The organism is Streptomyces sp. NPDC051320 (assembly GCF_040682175.1).
Classification (GTDB): Bacteria; Actinomycetota; Actinomycetes; order Streptomycetales; family Streptomycetaceae; genus Streptomyces.
In genome coordinates this window covers 445748-462229 of sequence record NZ_JBFBAL010000004.1, presented here as the reverse complement: position 1 = coordinate 462229, position 16482 = coordinate 445748, and the positions used below count along the sequence as shown (strand labels likewise).

Below are 16482 nucleotides of genomic sequence, written 5' to 3'. Positions count from 1 at the left end.
AGATTCCCCCCGGGAATGGTGAAGGGACGCGCGGACGCCCCGATGTCGGGCACAGGGTAGCGGTCCGCGCAGGTGCCGGTCTGTCGTCCCCGCGGGGATGACAGACTGGACGGCATGGCTTACGACGATCTTCGCTCGCTGCTCAGGGCGCTGGAGCGCGACGGCGACCTCAAGCGCGTCACGGCAGAAGTCGACCCCTACCTGGAGGTCGGGGAGATCGTCGACCGCGTCAACAAGGCCGGCGGGCCCGCGCTGCTCTTCGAAAACGTCAAGGGGTCCTCGATGCCCCTGGCGATGAACGTCTTCGGTACCGACCGCCGGCTGCTCAAGGCACTCGGCCTGACGTCGTACGACGAGATCAGCGACCGGATCGGCGGGCTGCTCCGCCCCGAGCTGCCGCAGGGTTTCGTCGGGGTACGGGATGCCTTCGGCAAGCTGGGCTCGATGGTTCACGTACCTCCGAAGAAGGTGAAGTCCGACGACGCGCCCGTCCAGGAGGTCGTCCTCACCGGCGACGACGTGGACCTGGACCGGCTCCCGGCGCTGTTCACGTGGCCCGAGGACGGCGGCTCCTTCTTCAACCTGGGGCTCACCCACACCAAGCACCCCGAGACCGGCATCCGCAATCTCGGCCTGTACCGCCTCCAGCGCCACGACAAGCGCACCATCGGGATGCACTGGCAGATCCACAAGGACAGCCGCAACCACTACGCGGTGGCCGCCAGGAAGGGCGAGCGGCTGCCGGTCGCGATCGCCTTCGGCGCGCCCCCGGCCGTGACGTACGCCTCCACCGCCCCCCTCCCCGAGGACATCGACGAGTACCTCTTCGCCGGCTTCGTCCAGGGCCGGAGGATCGAGATGGTGGACTGCCGGACGGTCCCGCTGCAGGTCCCGGCGAACGCCGAAGTCGTCATCGAGGGATGGCTGGAGCCGGGCAGGACCCTCCCCGAGGGACCGTTCGGCGACCACACGGGCTTCTACACCCCGCAGGAGGAGTTCCCCGCGCTCACCGTCGACTGCGTCACGATGCGCCGGCGCCCGCTGATCCAGTCGATCGTCGTCGGCCGCCCCCCGACCGAGGACGGGCCGCTGGGCAGGGCGACCGAACGTTTCTTCCTGCCCCTGCTCAAGATCATCATCCCGGACATCGTGGACTACCACCTCCCCGAGTCCGGCGGCTTCCACAACTGCGCCATCGTCTCGATCGACAAGAAGTACCCGAAGCACGCCCAGAAGGTGATGCACGCCGTCTGGGGCGCCCACATGATGTCGCTGACCAAGCTGATCGTGGTGGTGGACGCCGACTGCGACGTGCACGATCTGCACGAGGTCTCCTGGCGAGCCCTCGGCAATACCGACTACGCCCGCGACCTCACCGTCGTCGAGGGCCCCGTCGACCACCTCGACCATGCCTCCTACCAGCAGTTCTGGGGCGGCAAGGCGGGAATCGACGCCACCAGGAAATGGCCCGAGGAGGGCTATACGCGGGACGGCGGCTGGCCGCAGATGGTTGAGTCGGACCCGCGGACGGCGGCGAAGGTCGACCGCCGTTGGAAGGAGTACGGGCTTTCGTGAGCGCCGATTCAGCAACCCACGATCTCTTCGGGTCCGAGCCCGCACCGCCGGGCCGGATCAAGGCTTTTCTGCGGCTGGTGATGATCGAGCACTCGGTCTTCGCGCTGCCCTTCGCGTACATCGCCGCGCTGACCGCGATGTACCGGCTCGACGGCAACATCCACTGGGGGCGGCTGCTGCTCGTCACCCTCGCGATGGTCGGGCTGCGCACCTTCGCGATGGCCTGCAACCGCATCATCGACCGCGAGATCGACGCCCGTAACCCGCGCACCGCCACCCGGGAACTGGTCACCGGCGCGGTCTCGGTGCGGTCGGCGTGGACCGGTGCGCTGGTCGCGGTGGTCGTCTTCCTGGCCGCCGCGGCCGCGCTGAACATGCTTTGTCTCGCGCTGGCGCCGCTCGCGGTGATCCCGATGGTGGTCTATCCGTACGGGAAGCGGTTCACCAACTTCCCGCACGCCATCCTCGGCCTCGCCCAGGCGATCGGCCCGGTCGGCGCGTGGATCGCGATCACCGGCGCCTGGTCGTGGGACGCGGTGATCCTCGGTCTCGCGGTCGGCATCTGGATCGGCGGTTTCGACCTGATCTTCGGCTGCCAGGACGTCCAGGCGGACCGGGCGCACGGCGTCCTCTCCGTACCGGCCCGCTTCGGCATCCCGGCGGCCCTGTACGGCGCCCGCGCCTGCCACGCGGTGACGACGGCGCTGCTGGTCTGGTACGCCCTCGCCACCGACGCGGGAACGTTTTTCTGGATCGGCCTGGTCATCGTCGCGGTGGCCTTCGTCTACGAGCACACCGTGGTGAAGCCGCACGATCTGTCCCGGCTGAACCGGGCGTTCTTCTCGGTCAACGGCTTCATCGGGATCGCCCTCTTCGTGTGCGCCCTGCTGGATCTGCTGGTGCGTGGTCTGACCGTGTGAGTACGTTCGGCCCGGCGCCTCCCGTGGGCCCCGGGCGCACCTGACTCCGTGCCGGTTCCGGGGTGCCGGATAGGCTCGGGCACGTGGAGCACGGACACGTACACAGTCAGCGGCCTCGGCGGCCCTGGATCGTCGGAGTCTCCGGGGCGTCCGGTACGCCGTACGCCGCGTCGGTGCTGCGCGGGCTGCTGGACGCGGGCGAGGACGTGGACCTCGTGGTGAGCAGGGCGGCACGGCTCACCCTCCTCGACGAAACGGGGATCGCCTACCGGGACGCGCACTGGCAGCAGGACCTGCGGGCCTGGCTGGCCAGGGGCGCGGACGGCAAGCCGGAGACCTTCGCGGTGGACACCGACCGGGTGCGGCACTGGCCTGCCGGGGACCTCGCCGCCGGCCCCTCGTCGGGCTCGTATCCGGTCAAGGGGATGCTGATCGTGCCGGCATCGACGGCCTGTGTGGCCGGGGTCGCGCTGGGGTTGTCGAAGGACCTGCTGCAGCGGGCGGCGAGCGTGACGCTCAAGGAGCGTCGCCGGCTGGTGGTCGCGGTGCGGGAGACCCCGTTGAACGGTCAGACGCTGAAGCACCTGGTGAGCCTGGACGAGGCGGGCGCCGTGGTGCTGCCCGCCTCTCCGGCGTTCTACGCGGGGGCGACGCACATCCAGGACCTGGTGGACTTCGTCGCCGGGCGGGTGCTGGACGCGGCAGGGGTGCCGCACCAGCTGTACCGCCGGTGGAAGGGGGAGCTCGGTGGGTCCCGTGCCGATTAGCCGCCGTTATAGGTCAGCGCTTCTTGGCGTGGCGCCTGCCGCGGCGCTCGGCGGGGACGGGCCGGTGGTCACGCGAACGGTTGGCCCGATCCTGCAGCTCGCGCATGCGGGCGTAGGCCATCTCGATCGTGTACACGGTGAAAATCACTCCTGATGAAAGATTCGCAGGGCATTTCCCCTGCACGCCTTAGATTCTACACCCAGACTCGCGCTATTGCTGAATAATGGAAGGCTCATCCCTATGGACGCGGTGGACAGGCAGCTCATCCAGGCGCTGAGAGAGAACGGCAGGGCCTCCTACGCCGAACTCGGCAGGCTCGTGGGCCTCTCCGGGCCCAGCGTCACCGACCGCATCAACCGGCTCGAGTCAGCCGGCGTCATCACCGGTTACCGCGCGACCGTCGACGCCAAGTCGCTCGGTCTCGGGGTGACCGCGCTGATCGGCATCTCGCTCTCGGACGCAGCCGACCACGAGGACGTGGCGCACCGGCTGAAGGACCTCGCGGAGATCGAGGACGCGTGGTTCATCGCGGGCGACGACTCGTACATGCTCAAGGTGCGGGTCGACGACGTGGACGGCCTGGAGCGCACGATCCGGCGGCTGAGCGGTACCAAGGGCGTGTCGCGGACCCGGACCACCATCGTGCTCTCGACCAAGTGGGAGAACCGGGTGGGCGAGCTGCCGGAGCAGGACTGACGCGCGGTCGTCCAGGGGGCCCCGGGCCCGGGGCCGCCGGGGCGGCGTACGGTTGGCTGGGTTTGTACGTACTGAAATGGGAGGCGGCCGCCACATGACTGCATCTGTCGACGATGTCGGCTTCAAGCGCGAGCTGGAGCAGAAGGTCAGGGCCGGCGAGCGGCTGAGCCGCGAGGACGGGGTCGCCCTCTATGCGACCGATGACCTGGCCTGGCTCGGCGGTCTCGCCCACGAGGTGCGCACCCGCATGAACGGCGATGTCGTCCACTTCAACGTCAACCGCCACCTCAACATGACCAATGTGTGCACCGCCTCGTGCGCCTACTGCTCGTTCCAGCGCAAGCCGGGCGAGAAGGACGCGTACACCATGCGCATCGAGGAGGCCGTCCGTCTCGCCAAGGCGATGGAGGGCGAGAACCTCACCGAGCTGCACATCGTCAACGGCCTGCACCCGACGCTCCCGTGGCGCTATTACCCCCGCTCTCTGAGCGCGCTCAAGGAGGCCCTTCCACAGGTCGCCCTGAAGGCCTTCACCGCCACCGAGATCCACCACTTCGAGACGATCTCCGGACTCTCCGCGTCCGAGATCCTCGACGAGCTGATCGAGGCCGGCCTGGAGTCGCTGACCGGGGGCGGCGCCGAGATCTTCGATTGGGAGGTCCGGCAGCACATCGTCGACCACGCCACCCACTGGGAGGACTGGTCGCGCATCCACCGTCTCGCGCACCAGAAGGGTCTCAAGACCCCGTGCACGATGCTCTACGGGCACATCGAGGAGCCGCGCCACCGCGTGGACCACGTGCTGCGGCTGCGCGAGCTGCAGGACGAGACCGGCGGCTTCCAGGTCTTCATCCCGCTGCGTTACCAGCACGACTTCGAGGACATGAAGGACGGCAAGATCCGTAACCGCCTTCAGGCCCGGACGACGATGGCGAGCGGCGTCGACGCCCTGAAGACCTTCGCGGTCTCCCGGCTGCTCTTCGACAACGTCCCGCACGTCAAGGTCTTCTGGCCGATGCACGGGGTGCAGACCTCGCAGCTCGCGCTGCAGCACGGCGCCGACGACATGGACGGCTCGGTCGTCGAGTACAAGATCACGCACGACGCGGACAACTTCGGCACGCCGAACAAGCTCGGCCGCGAGGACCTCCTCGAGCTGATCCGCGACTCGGGCTTCCGCCCGGTGGAACGCAACACGCACTACGAGATCGTCCGCGAGTTCGAGGGACCGGACCCGGACCGCCGCGAGGCGCCGCAGCTGATGCGGTTCTGACCGATCTGATGTGTTCCTGACGCGATCCTGCTCGCGGCCCTGTGACGAAGCCCCGGTTGACGCCGGGGCTTCGCCGCTTCCTACGCTGGTTCGCATGAGCCTCACGTTTCAGCTGGACCCGCGAATGGACCCGGAGCTGCGGGATGGTGTCCTCTCACTCTGGACGGACGTGACGAACGCCGGCGGCGCGGTCGGCTTCGTGCCACCCGTCACCGCCGAGGACGTCCGCCCCGAACTGCTCAAGCACCTGGCGTCGATGGCCGAGGGCCGTACCCGGCTGCTGGTCGGACGGGACGCGGACGGGCGGGTCGCGGCGAGCGCCTTCCTGATGCTCAACACCCACCGCCTGATGCGGCACTGGCTCTGGCTCTACACGGTGATGGTCCACCCGTCCCGCCAGGGGCGGGGTGACGGCCGCCGGCTGATGGCCGCGGCCGCCGACGCGGCCCGCTCCATCGACGGTATCGAGGCGATCCGGCTCACCTGTCGCGGCCGCACCGGCGCCGACCGGTTCTACGCTTCCTGCGGCTACAAGGAGGTGGGCCGGGTGCCGGACGCGATCCGGGTCGCCCCTGGTGATGACCGGGATGACATCACGATGTTCCTCCCGCTGACCTGATCACAACTCGGGCGTGCTTCACTTGTCGGGCAGGGTCGGATATGCCATACGTACGAAGAGAAAGGCCTCAGCCGTGTCTGTAGCCAAGCCCGGCGCCACGATTCGCTACACCGCGATGCGGATCGGCATCTTCATGGGGTCCCTGGTCTTCGTCGCGCTGCTCATCCACTTCGGCGTGCTGCCCAAGGGGCTCGGCGGGTCCAACGGTGTCTGGACCATCCTGCTCGCCCTGGTGGTCTCCGCACCGCTCAGCTTCGTACTGCTGCGCAACCAGCGGGACGAGATGTCCGCGCAGCTGATCAGCAGGGTCGACCACGCGAAGGCGAAGCTGGAGGCGAGCCGCACCCAGGAGGACGGCGTCGCCGCCGAATAGGCCCCGCGACCCGCCTTCATCGCTCACTTCACGCCACCCTCCCCGACTCCGGGCGAACGGGCCGGGCCGGAGCCGTACTCTCGTCCCGACGAGAACGACCGACCGGCGTAAGGAGCCTCCCAGGTGGGTGCAGTCAAGGCAGCCAAGGGCAAACGGATGCCCCGTGCCGTACGTGAGCGGCAGATGCTCGACGCCGCAGTGCGGAGCTTCGGGCAGCAGGGTTACCGGGCCGCCTCGATGGACGAGATCGCCGAACTGGCGGGCGTGTCCAAGCCCTTGGTCTATCTCTATCTGAACTCCAAGGAAGAGCTCTTCTCCGCCTGCATCCGGCGCGAGGCCCGGTCGCTGGTCGACGCGGTGCAGAGCGGAGTCCGGCCCGGTGTTGCTGCCGACCGGCAACTGTGGCTCGGGCTGCGGGCGTTCTTCGAGCACACGGCGCGACACCCGGACGGCTGGAGCATCCTGCACCACCAGGCCCGCATGCACGGTGAGCCGTTCGCCGCCGAAGTCTGCGTCCTGCGCGAGGAGATCGTGAAGTTCGTGACCGGTCTGATCGGGGAGGCCGCCCGCGAGGCCCACCGTGATCCGGCCCTCCCCGACGGCGATGTGGCCGGACTCGCCCAGGCGCTGGTGGGCGCCGCGGAGTCGCTCGCCGGCTGGGCCAACGAGAACCCCGGCGTCTCGGCGAAGGAGGCCGCGGCGACCCTGATGAACTTCGCCTGGGCGGGTCTGGACAACCTCATGCAGGGCGTGCGGTGGGCACCGTCACCGCGCCCGTGAGATGCATGCTTCTCGCGGCGGGCTGAGCCTCGTCCGATAGGCAGGCTGAGCGCTCACCGTCTCCTCCGCCGCTTCCACCGCGCGCCCGGCGCCGCCCGCCGCCAGGGGCTCGCCGTTCCGGTTGCTCTCAGCGGGATGGGGTGATGCGGGCGCGTGACCGGCCCGGTTCCATCATGTCCCGGCCGGCTCCACCATGTTCCGGCCCGGCTCCTCGGACCGGCAGGGAGCTGACGGCCCACCCGTTCGGTCGGGAAACGGCCGGGTGCTGTGGTGGTGACGTGCAGACAGCGATCGTAGCCATTGTCCGGGCTCTCACCGCGTCGTAGATTACTGCTGAGTAAGGTCGCTCGTTGGGTCACGGGCCGACCGCGCAGCACGACATGAGGAGCCGCAAGTGACCGTGTCGATGCAGCAGGTGGAACCGGACAAGCGGTGGGTCGATGGCATGGTGCGGCAGGTGTCCGTGCCGCCGCTGGTCCGGCCCGTCGAGCACGGCTCACTGGCCGACATCCCTTTCGACAACGCGTACCACGCACCCGACGCCGCGGTGCTCAGCAGGAAGCGCCCGGACGGCAGCTGGTACGACGTCTCCGCCATGGAGTTCGCCGTCGAGGTGCAGGCCGTGGCCAAGGGGATGATCGCCGAGGGGCTGCGACCCGGCGAACGAGTCGCGATCATGGCCCGCACCAGCTACGAGTGGACGCTGCTGGACTTCGCAGCCTGGGCGGCCGGCCTGGTCACCGTGCCCGTCTACCCGACGTCGTCCGCCTTCCAGACCCGGTGGATCCTGCAGGACTCGGGCGCGGCCGCCTGCGTCGTGGAGAACAAGGAGCAGGCCCGGCTGGTCAGCACCGAGCGCCGTCAGCTGCCGGGGCTCACCCACCTCTGGGAGTTCGACACGGGCGCGGTCGGCGTACTGAAGGAGGCCGGCCGCGACATACCGGACCAGACGGTCGCTGACCGGCGGGCCGGTGTCTCGCCGGCCATGATCGCGACGCTCATCTACACCTCGGGCACCACCGGCCGCCCCAAAGGCTGCGTCCTCACCCACGGCAACTTCTTCGCCGAGGTGGACAACGCGATCGAGCTGCTGCACCCGGTCTTCAGATCGGCGGGCGAGGACCCGTCGTCCACCCTGCTCTTCCTCCCGCTGTCCCATGTGTTCGGCCGGATGGTCGCGATCGGCTGCCTGCGGGCCCGGGTGCGCCTCGGCCACGCCCCCAGCATCGAAACCGACGACCTGCTGGCCGATCTGGCCGGCTTCCGGCCGACCTTCCTGCTGGCCATCCCGCACGTCCTCGAGAAGGTGTACAACGCCGGTCGCGCGACCGCCGAGAAGATGGGCCGGGCGTCGTCCTTCGACCGCGCGGCGAAGATCGCCCAGCGGTACGGCGAGGCCCTGGAAGCGGTCGAGCACGGCACCGGGTCAGGTCCCGGAAAGAGTTTGCGGATGGCCCGTGCGCTGTACGACCCGCTGGTCTACCGGCGGATCCGAGCGGCCCTCGGCGGCAAGGTGGAGTACGCGATCTGTGGCGGCTCGCCGCTCGGCCACCGGCTCGCGGCCTTCTACGCCGGGGCCGGCATCGAGATCTTCGAGGGATACGGACTCACCGAGACCACTGCGGCCGCGACCGTCACGCCCCCGCTGAAACCGCGGCTCGGCACGGTCGGCTGGCCGCTCCCCGGCACCGCGGTCCGTATCGCGGAGGACGGGGAGGTGCTGCTCAGCGGTGGCCAGGTGTTCAGCGGCTACTGGGACATGCAGCGGTGCGAGGCCGTCTGGCAGGAGCCTGACCAGTGGTTCGCCACCGGCGATATCGGCGCGCTGGACAAGGACGGCTACCTCACCATCACCGGCCGCAAGAAGGATCTGATCATCACATCCACCGGCAAGAACGTCGCGCCGGCGCCCCTGGAGGACTGGCTGCGGGCGCATCCGCTGGTCGGCCAGTGCATGGTGATCGGCGACAACCGGCCGTACATCACGGCGCTGATCACCCTGGAACCCGACGGGCTCGGGCACTGGCTCCGGATGCGGAAGAAAGCCGGGCTCCGGCTGTCGGAGGTGGTCGCGGACGAGGAACTGCGGGCCGTGTTGCAGCGGGCCGTGGACGAGGCGAACCGGCTGGTGTCCCGGTCCGAGTCCATCCGGAGGTTCACCGTCCTGCCGACCGACTTCACCGAGGCGAGCGGCCATCTGACGCCGTCGCTGAAGCTGAAGCGGGCGGCGGTCCTGAGGGACTTCACGCGGGAGATCCAGGCGCTGTACGCCCAGTAGCGGTCGGCGGGTAGCGGCCGCCCGGGCGGCTCAGGCACCGAGCGGACACAGGCAGGAGCCCGCTCCGTACGAAAAACGTACGGAGCGGGCTCCTTGGGTGGTGCTATTCCCGACCGCGATCCGATCGGCCCAGGCTGTGCCCCTGACGGGACTAGGCCGGGGTGACGTTCTCCGCCTGCGGACCCTTCGGGCCCTGCGTGACGTCGAAGTTCACGACCTGGTTCTCCTCGAGAGAGCGGAAACCAGACGCGTTGATCGCGGAGTAGTGGACGAAGACATCCGGGCCGCCGCCGTCCTGGGCGATGAAGCCGAAGCCCTTTTCAGCGTTGAACCACTTGACGGTTCCGGTAGCCATAAGCCCTCCTTGGGCCAAAGGGTTGCCCTGCTCCAGAACCTGCTAAGAAGTCTGAAAACTACGAGAGCCTGCGGGTCACATGCTCCGCAGGCTCTGTACTGCAAGGGAAACCAAACTGCAACTTGCGAGCGAGCCTAGCACGCGCTCGCGCGCCCGCGATAGAGGCGAAGATCACTTCACCCGGACGTTTGTGACCGGCCCTTCAGCCGGCCCGTCGACCGGCGCGTCAGGCTGACGGCCGCCCCTGCGTACCGTGCCGACCGCGGCGGGTCTAGCCTCACGATGTGGACAATTCATACGCCGAAAATTCCGCCGCCCGCACCGCCGGGAACACCTCCGGGAACGCCGCCCGCACCGCCGCCGAAGCCGACCACCGTCGCAGCCGGCCCCGGGTCGGACACATCCAGTTCCTGAACTGCCTGCCCCTTTACTGGGGGCTGGCCCGCACCGGAACACTGCTCGACCTCGAGCTCACCAAGGACACGCCCGAGAAGCTCAGCGAACAGCTGATCCGCGGCGAACTCGACATCGCGCCCGTCACCCTCGTCGAGTTCCTGAAGAACGCCGACGATCTGGTCGCCTTCCCCGACCTCGCGGTCGGCTGCGACGGGCCCGTCATGTCCTGCGTGATCGTCTCCAAGAAGCCGCTCGACCAGCTCGACGGAGCACGGGTGGCGCTCGGCTCCACGTCCAGGACCTCCGTACGCCTCGCCCAGCTGCTGCTCGCCGAGCGGTACGGCGTCGCCCCCGACTACTACCAGTGCCCGCCCGACCTCCGGGTGATGATGCTGGAGGCCGACGCCGCCGTACTGATCGGGGACGCCGCGCTCCGGGCGAACCTGCACGACGCTCCGAAGCTCGGTCTGGAGGTCCACGACCTGGGACAGATGTGGAAGGAGTGGACCGGGCTGCCGTTCGTCTTCGCGGTGTGGGCGGCCCGCAAGGACTACGCAGCCCGCGAGCCCGGCGTCGTCAAGGCGGTGCACGAGGCATTCCTCGCCTCACGCGATGTGTCGCTGGAAGAGGTCACCAAAGTCGCCGAGCAGGCCTCGCACTGGGAGGTATTCGACGCGCAGCTGCTGGAGCGGTACTTCACCACGCTGGACTTCCGCTTCGGCGCGGACCAGCTCGAAGGCGTACGCGAGTTCGCCCGCCGGGTCGGCGCCACCACGGGCTTCCCCACCGATGTGAGCGTCGAGCTGCTCGCACCCTGAGGCCGTGCCTGAGCGGCAGCGCGGGCTGCCCTCAGGGCATGCTCGTCCGGTCGGTCCGAGTGCCCTCAGCCGTTTGATGCTTGCTGTATCTGCTGTATACGGCGAGCGGCAGGGCGACGGACACGGTGATCCCCAGCAGCACCATCGTCCAGCCGTACGGATAGTGCTCGTTGACCCACTGGGCTGTGGCGTCAGATCTGTGTTTCCTGTCGGGGCTGGACTTCGACGGCGGCGTGTGGGCTGCCGACCCCAGGACCGGTCACAAGCGCTGGATGGAGGATCTGGGCGACCGGCCGTTCGGCGATCAGATGGTGCGTGCGGGCGACTCGCTGTACATCGCGTCGGTCTTCGACCGCGGCGGGATCTACGCCCTGGACGCGAAGACCGGCACGTACCGCTGGGACTACAACGACGGCGCATCGGACGATGGTGAGTGGGAGATCAGCCGAGCGGGCAGCCGACTGCTGGTGGCCCACTCGGACGAGCTGTACGCGCTGCCTGCCGTGTGAGACCGGGTGGCGTCGGCGGCTTCACCGGGGTTCCGCGAGCCCTACTTGCCGTCGCCCCCGTTGCCCGCCATGCCCTTGATGTCCCGCAGCACCCCGGACACGTCGTCAGCGAAGTCATGCAGGTTCTTCGCCAAATGACGAACCCGGTCCGGATCGCCGGGTGTCGGATCCTTGTCCAGATCCAACACATGCCAATCCGCCGGCCGATGACCTCCCATGCCCCAACCCCCGACTTGGTCTCAGTAGCCGTACGTAGGTGCGAAGTTACTAAAGACTGCCGGTCGGGGAAACGCGTAAGAGCGGAGCAGTACCGCGGTCAGGAGGCGCCTCCTCCGCCCTCACATGGGTGTGACCACCGTCCGCACCTCTCCGTCCCCGAGGTGCAGCAGCCCCTTCCCGGGCGCGATCGGCCCGCCCACCATGCTGCGGGTCGTGCGGATGCCGATGAGCTCGCCGCTTGACGAATCCTGCGCCGACAGCAGCACTCCCCGACGGCCCTTCTTGGCGTCGACCTGCCAGCCGCTGAACCCGCTGCAGACCTCTTCCTCGTCGCCGGCGATGACCAGGGCGACGCCCTGCTCGATGCCCCGCTGGATGATCTTCTTGAAGGTGGAAGCGGCGTCGCAGTCCTCCAGGCTCTCGCCGTCGTCGACCAGCACCACCACAGGGGTCTCCGGCGTCGCCGTGGAGATGGCTTCCTTGAGGTCGTCGCTCTCGATGTCGTCGTCCGTGAAGACCTTCAACACGCCTTCCTGGCCGTCCAGTTGGCGCAGCGGCGACTGTCGTGGTGCGGCGACCACCAGACGTACGCCCTGGGTCAGGTACGAGCGGGCCATGTTCAGCAGAACGGTGCTGCGGCCGGACTTGGCGGGACCGGCGATGACGAAGGTCGGCACGCCCTGAGCCAGATCGGGGCCGAAGCCGACCAGGTCGTCACCGCCCACACCGACTAGGCTCCAGAGCGGCGACCGCGACGCCGCCGGGTCGCGCATCTCCCAGGCATCGGCGAACGAGATACGGCTCGGCAGTGTGTCCACCCGGAACGGCCGCAGGCCGCGCGGGACCGCCGCGTCCCGTGTGGCCGCCATCTCGCCGATCGCGGTGAGCGCGGCTGCCTGGCCCTGGCCCGTGGCGTCCTCGGTGAGCAGCGCGAACTGCGTCTCGGTGGCGAACTCGTTCTTGAACGCACGGCCGGGCGGGATCTCGTCCGGGATCTTCCGGGCGTTGATGCCGAGCATCGAGAAGTCGGAGCGGTCGGCCAGCCGCATGCCGTACTTCTCCTCGGTCAGCGAGGCGATCCGTCCGATGAGCAGTTGCCGGTCGCCCGTAACGATCATGTGCACGCCGAGGCTCGCGCCTTCGCGCATGATGACAGTCACCTCGTCCGTCAACTCACCATGGTCGACCTCTCCGAGGGTGGGCAGCCAGCCCTCCCAGCGGTCCAGCAGCACCACGATGTGCGGCAACCGCTCCTCCACCGGAACGGCGCCCCGCTGCTCGCCGATGTCGGCGAAGCCCTTCTCGGCCAGGAGTTCCTGACGGCGGGTGACCTCTCCCTTCAGGCGGTTGATCAGGCGCACGGCACGCTCGGTCTGCGCGCGGCCGACCACTGCCCCGCAGTGCGGCAGCCTGGTCAGCGCGTTGAGGGCGCCGTTGCCGCAGTCGATCCCGTACAGGTGGACGTCCGCGACCGAGTGGGTGCGGGCGAGCGAACCGGCGATGGTACGCAGCACCTGGGAGCGGCCGCTGCGTGGTGCCCCACCGATCAGCAGGTGACCGAAGGCCGAGAAGTCGATGGAGACAGGCCGGCGCGCCTGGTCGCTGGGGATGTCCTCGACGCCGTACGGGGCGGGCGGCAGGGCGCCGGTGCTCTGCGGTGCGGGGACCTCGTCCAGCAGCAGCGTCTCGGACAGCGCGGGCAGCCACGGGCTGTGCTGCGGCGGGATGCCGAGCCGCTCGTTGGCCTCCCGTACCGCGTCCACCAGCACCTTGAGGTCGGTGATCTCCTCTTCTTCACGCGCCTCGGACTTGGGCTTCCTGAGCGCGGCGCGGCCCAGATCCTGCCAGTCGAGCAGGCCGGCCCACGGCGCGATGGCCGTGGGGTCCGCGGCGCCCGGCCTGCGTCCACCGACCCGCCCGGACTGGAACGGTACGAGAGAGGACGCCCCGAGACGCACATAGGCGCGCCCCGGCGTGCTCTTGGAGATGTTGCCGGCCTCGGGTGAGTCGATGACATCGGTGGACTCGCTGCCGTCCGTCACCCGCAGTGCGATACGGAGGTTGGTGTTGGCGCGGATCTCGGGGGAGACCACACCGCTCGGCCGCTGCGTGGCGAGCAGCAGGTGAATACCGAGCGACCGGCCCCGCTGGGCGATGTTCACCAGGCCGGTGACGAAGTCCGGCAGGTCGCGGACCATCGACGCGAACTCATCGATGACGATGAGCAGTCGGGGCACGGGAGCATGTGACGGATCGCGGCGCACCAGGTCCTGGTAGTCCTCGATGTCCTTGGCGTCGGCGGCCGCGAGGATGTGTTCGCGGCGTTTCAGTTCGGCGCCCAGTGACTCCAGGGCGCGTTCGACCAGGTGCGCGTCGAGGTCGGTGACCATGCCCACGGTGTGCGGCAGCTTCACACAGTCCTTGAACGCCGAACCGCCCTTGTAGTCGACGAGTACGAACGTCATGGACTCGGGCGTATTGGCCACCGCCAGCGCGGCAACGATGGTCTGCAGCAGCTCCGACTTACCGGAACCGGTCGTGCCGGCGATGAGGCCGTGCGGTCCGTCCCGTCGGATGTCGATGCCGAAGGGGCCGTCGTACGACTCACCCACCACGGCCATCGTCGACTGTCCGCCCATGCGCCAGCGCCCGGCGACCGCTTCGCCGGTGGGCGGCTCGAGCTGGAGCACGTCGAGCAGCCGACTGGAGCCGGGCAGCGCCGAGTCCTCGGCCTCGCCGCTGATGTCGCGGATGGGTGACAGGGAGCGGGCAAGTCGCAGGCTCCAGGCGGGGGAAACGAAGTCGGGGCGCACATTGGTGATGCGCGCCGCGTCGGTCTGCTCGACCCGCAGCCGCAGTTGCGGAGTGCCCTGCGCCGCCTCCATGGTCCTGGCCGCGGGAGCGTGCCAGGCCTGGAACGAGGGGAAGCCGCCCGATGCCTGGGGCGTGGCTGCCGCGGACACCGCCTTGGGGGTGGGGTGTTCCTCCGGCCGGGGCTCGGCGACCACGATGGCCTGGCATTCGCCGGGCAGGAAGCGGTCCTCCGAGTCGAGGCACACCGCGTACATCGCTACCGAGGGGCCCTCACGGAGCAGCCGCACCACACCCGGCATGGAACGCAGCCGACGCGACCCGTCCCAGACGACGACGATGTCGGGTTCGGAGAAGGTCGCGCCCTTGTTCCCGTTCTCCTTGGCGGCCTTGCGCCGGGCGTCGAGCAGCTGGGTGAGCTCACCGATGCGGGCACCGACCGTCTCGGCATCGGTACCGATCAGCACATTGGTGTCATGCCCCCCGGAGGGCCGTACGTGCGGCAGCCAGCGCACCCAGTCCCAGCTCTCCTGCGCGGTCCCCTCGGTCAGTACGTAGAACTGGACGTCCACCGGGCTGTGCAGCACGGCCGCCTGAGCCACCGCCCACCGGGCGAGTGCCCGTGCGGAATCGCCGGGGCCTGCCATACCGATCACGCCGAGCGTGGCCAGCGGGAGGGTGACGGGCGCGTCCTCGATCTGCCAGGTGACCTGCCTGCGGTGGTCATCCTGTTCCGGGTCGTCGAGAATCACCTCGGACGGCAGACGCCCGGTCCCCACCCGCAGCAGCAGATGGTCGCGGTCGGTACGCCGGCGCTCCCACAGACGGGTACGCGGACCAGTGCTCAGCGAGAGCACCGTGGCCGGGTCGGGGTTGAAGCGGCGCCGGTCGAGCCGCTCGGCCACCAGCGCTTCCTGTGCTTCGTCGTCGATTCTCGCTTTGTGTTCCTTGTACTCCTTGACCTGCTTCGCATGGGACTTGCGCCCCTGCTTCTTGTCATTGAAGTAATTGCCGAACAGCATGAGCGGACTCATCACGGCCATGATCAGGTAATACCAGCGCCCGAAAATCGTGGCCATGACGATCGCGGAGACCAGCGGAAAGATGGCCATCAGCCAGGGCAACGGCCGGGTCTCGCGGTCACGCGGCGGTGTCGGCAGGCGGAAATGAGTCTCGCGCTCCGGCGGGCGCAGCCGTGGCGGCCTGTTGTAGTCGAGTCCCGCACCGTCCTCGGACCACTTGAGTGCGGCGTCGGGGGGTGCATACCGGCCGATCTCCAGCAGCGAATTCCCGACGGCCAACTGACTGTCGAGCGGCCACCCTTCGTCCTTCAGCGCCTCTCCGTCGAGCCTGGCGTCCTCCTTGTCACCCTGTATGGCGACTTGGCAAGTGCCATCGGTTGCAATCGACAAGGTGACAGCGCGAAGCGGGAGCTCGGGGTCGTCGATGCGTATGTACGAGGCCGGGCCGCTGCCGATGTCGTAACGCCCGACTCCCAGCCGGTGCACAGCGCCGGCAGCGGGCCCGCCGACCACCCGCAGCTCCACCAGGCCCATCGGCTCACCGGGCAGACATCCCGCCGGATCGTGCAGGCTGACGACGGCGCCCTCGCGGAGCGGAGAAGTGACGACCGTCGCCGTCGGATCCACGAGGTGCCCGTCCACATATACGAGGGGCGAGCCGTCGCCGGTCCTGCGTTGACCACCCAGGGGAATGATCTGCGCTCCGCCGCCATGCCCTACGTGATGGACCAGTTCACGCGAAATGTCCCCGACCGAGGACTCAGGATCGATATCGAGGACGACGTCGGCGCTGGCACCACCGAGCGGGTCGACCACGGTCAGAGTCAGGCGCACGCTCGTCCTCCCCATGGACCTGAGGCCGCTTCCGGACGCTGACCACAGTGCCAATGACGATAGCTGCTGCGCCCTTCCCACTGGCAACGGGCTGTGCACCAGCTCACGGGTCGCGCAATACCGGCAAGGCTGTGCTCCCAGTCGGCCCACCCGTAAGCTGCTCTCCCAGGCGGACGATCGGATCATCCGCGCCAGGAGCCACGGGGGTTGGCCCTGCGGCGAGTCAGAAAGAGAGA

The 16482-nt window shown here is 68.9% G+C and carries 15 protein-coding genes; 11 read left to right on the top strand and 4 right to left on the bottom strand.

What is annotated here, in order from left to right; all coding sequences use genetic code 11:
- Nucleotides 1–114: 114 nt before the first annotated feature.
- From AB0M87_RS12520 to AB0M87_RS12510, 3 genes are all read left to right on the top strand, one after another.
- Nucleotides 115–1575 carry a menaquinone biosynthesis decarboxylase gene (locus tag AB0M87_RS12520; protein ID WP_365851900.1) on the top strand — a complete coding sequence of 487 codons (1461 nt, stop codon included), beginning with the start codon at nucleotides 115–117 and terminating at the stop codon, nucleotides 1573–1575.
- Nucleotides 1572–2495, top strand: a complete 924-nt coding sequence (mqnP, locus tag AB0M87_RS12515; RefSeq protein ID WP_365851899.1) for a menaquinone biosynthesis prenyltransferase MqnP — start codon at nucleotides 1572–1574, stop codon at nucleotides 2493–2495. Before AB0M87_RS12520 ends, mqnP begins: the two co-directional genes overlap by 4 nt.
- Nucleotides 2496–2578: 83 nt before the next feature.
- Nucleotides 2579–3262 (top strand): UbiX family flavin prenyltransferase, encoded by a 684-nt coding sequence (locus tag AB0M87_RS12510; protein ID WP_365851898.1) that lies wholly within the window; start codon nucleotides 2579–2581, stop codon nucleotides 3260–3262.
- 13 nt (nucleotides 3263–3275) lie between these two features.
- Here AB0M87_RS12510 and AB0M87_RS12505 read toward each other — a convergent pair whose 3' ends face one another.
- Entirely contained in the window at nucleotides 3276–3398 is a 123-nt protein-coding gene (locus AB0M87_RS12505; RefSeq protein ID WP_365851971.1) for a hypothetical protein, read from the bottom strand.
- Nucleotides 3399–3503: 105 nt separating this feature from the next.
- Here AB0M87_RS12505 and AB0M87_RS12500 point away from each other — a divergent pair, with 105 nt between their 5' ends.
- From AB0M87_RS12500 to AB0M87_RS12475, 6 genes are all read left to right on the top strand, one after another.
- Complete coding sequence (locus tag AB0M87_RS12500; protein ID WP_365851897.1) at nucleotides 3504–3959, top strand: Lrp/AsnC family transcriptional regulator; 456 nt, start codon at nucleotides 3504–3506, stop codon at nucleotides 3957–3959.
- A gap of 76 nt (nucleotides 3960–4035) precedes the next feature.
- On the top strand, nucleotides 4036–5232 hold the full coding sequence (gene mqnE, locus AB0M87_RS12495) for an aminofutalosine synthase MqnE (protein WP_365851896.1): 1197 nt from the start codon (nucleotides 4036–4038) through the stop codon (nucleotides 5230–5232).
- A gap of 94 nt (nucleotides 5233–5326) precedes the next feature.
- Nucleotides 5327–5851, top strand: a complete 525-nt coding sequence (locus tag AB0M87_RS12490) for a GNAT family N-acetyltransferase (protein ID WP_365851895.1) — start codon at nucleotides 5327–5329, stop codon at nucleotides 5849–5851.
- Between the two features lie 73 nt (nucleotides 5852–5924).
- Nucleotides 5925–6224, top strand: coding sequence for a DUF4229 domain-containing protein (locus AB0M87_RS12485; RefSeq protein ID WP_365851894.1), 300 nt, complete (start codon nucleotides 5925–5927; stop codon nucleotides 6222–6224).
- Between the two features lie 156 nt (nucleotides 6225–6380).
- Nucleotides 6381–7004: a TetR/AcrR family transcriptional regulator gene (locus AB0M87_RS12480; RefSeq protein WP_365851967.1), complete on the top strand. Its 624-nt coding sequence runs from the start codon at nucleotides 6381–6383 to the stop codon at nucleotides 7002–7004.
- Nucleotides 7005–7410: 406 nt separating this feature from the next.
- Nucleotides 7411–9282: a long-chain fatty acid--CoA ligase gene (locus AB0M87_RS12475; protein ID WP_365851966.1), complete on the top strand. Its 1872-nt coding sequence runs from the start codon at nucleotides 7411–7413 to the stop codon at nucleotides 9280–9282.
- 151 nt (nucleotides 9283–9433) lie between these two features.
- On the opposite strand, the gene AB0M87_RS12470 is transcribed toward AB0M87_RS12475, so the two are convergent.
- Entirely contained in the window at nucleotides 9434–9637 is a 204-nt protein-coding gene (locus AB0M87_RS12470; RefSeq protein ID WP_003967102.1) for a cold-shock protein, read from the bottom strand.
- 401 nt (nucleotides 9638–10038) lie between these two features.
- On the opposite strand from AB0M87_RS12470, the gene AB0M87_RS12465 reads away from it, so the two are divergent.
- Both AB0M87_RS12465 and AB0M87_RS12460 read left to right on the top strand, forming a co-directional pair.
- Nucleotides 10039–10851 carry a menaquinone biosynthesis protein gene (locus AB0M87_RS12465; protein WP_365851965.1) on the top strand — a complete coding sequence of 271 codons (813 nt, stop codon included), beginning with the start codon at nucleotides 10039–10041 and terminating at the stop codon, nucleotides 10849–10851.
- A gap of 185 nt (nucleotides 10852–11036) precedes the next feature.
- Nucleotides 11037–11360: a PQQ-binding-like beta-propeller repeat protein gene (locus AB0M87_RS12460; protein ID WP_365851893.1), complete on the top strand. Its 324-nt coding sequence runs from the start codon at nucleotides 11037–11039 to the stop codon at nucleotides 11358–11360.
- Between the two features lie 41 nt (nucleotides 11361–11401).
- Here the strand turns inward: AB0M87_RS12460 and AB0M87_RS12455 are convergent, their stop codons facing one another.
- Together AB0M87_RS12455 and AB0M87_RS12450 are read right to left on the bottom strand one after the other, a co-directional pair.
- Nucleotides 11402–11548, bottom strand: coding sequence for a hypothetical protein (locus AB0M87_RS12455; protein ID WP_365851892.1), 147 nt, complete (start codon nucleotides 11546–11548; stop codon nucleotides 11402–11404).
- 150 nt (nucleotides 11549–11698) lie between these two features.
- Nucleotides 11699–16246: an FtsK/SpoIIIE domain-containing protein gene (locus AB0M87_RS12450; RefSeq protein ID WP_365851891.1), complete on the bottom strand. Its 4548-nt coding sequence runs from the start codon at nucleotides 16244–16246 to the stop codon at nucleotides 11699–11701.
- Nucleotides 16247–16482 lie beyond the last annotated feature (236 nt).

Excerpts from the sequence above, each read along its gene's own strand:
- AB0M87_RS12520 (WP_365851900.1), top strand. The coding sequence starts at position 115 with ATGGCTTACGACGATCTTCGCTCGCTGCTCAGGGCGCTGGAGCGCGAC.
- AB0M87_RS12500 (WP_365851897.1), top strand. The coding sequence starts at position 3,504 with ATGGACGCGGTGGACAGGCAGCTCATCCAGGCGCTGAGAGAGAACGGC.
- AB0M87_RS12475 (WP_365851966.1), top strand. The coding sequence starts at position 7,411 with ATGCAGCAGGTGGAACCGGACAAGCGGTGGGTCGATGGCATGGTGCGG.
- AB0M87_RS12470 (WP_003967102.1), bottom strand. The coding sequence starts at position 9,637 with ATGGCTACCGGAACCGTCAAGTGGTTCAACGCTGAAAAGGGCTTCGGC.
- mqnE (WP_365851896.1), top strand. The coding sequence starts at position 4,036 with ATGGGAGGCGGCCGCCACATGACTGCATCTGTCGACGATGTCGGCTTC.
- AB0M87_RS12490 (WP_365851895.1), top strand. The coding sequence starts at position 5,327 with ATGAGCCTCACGTTTCAGCTGGACCCGCGAATGGACCCGGAGCTGCGG.
- AB0M87_RS12480 (WP_365851967.1), top strand. The coding sequence starts at position 6,381 with ATGCCCCGTGCCGTACGTGAGCGGCAGATGCTCGACGCCGCAGTGCGG.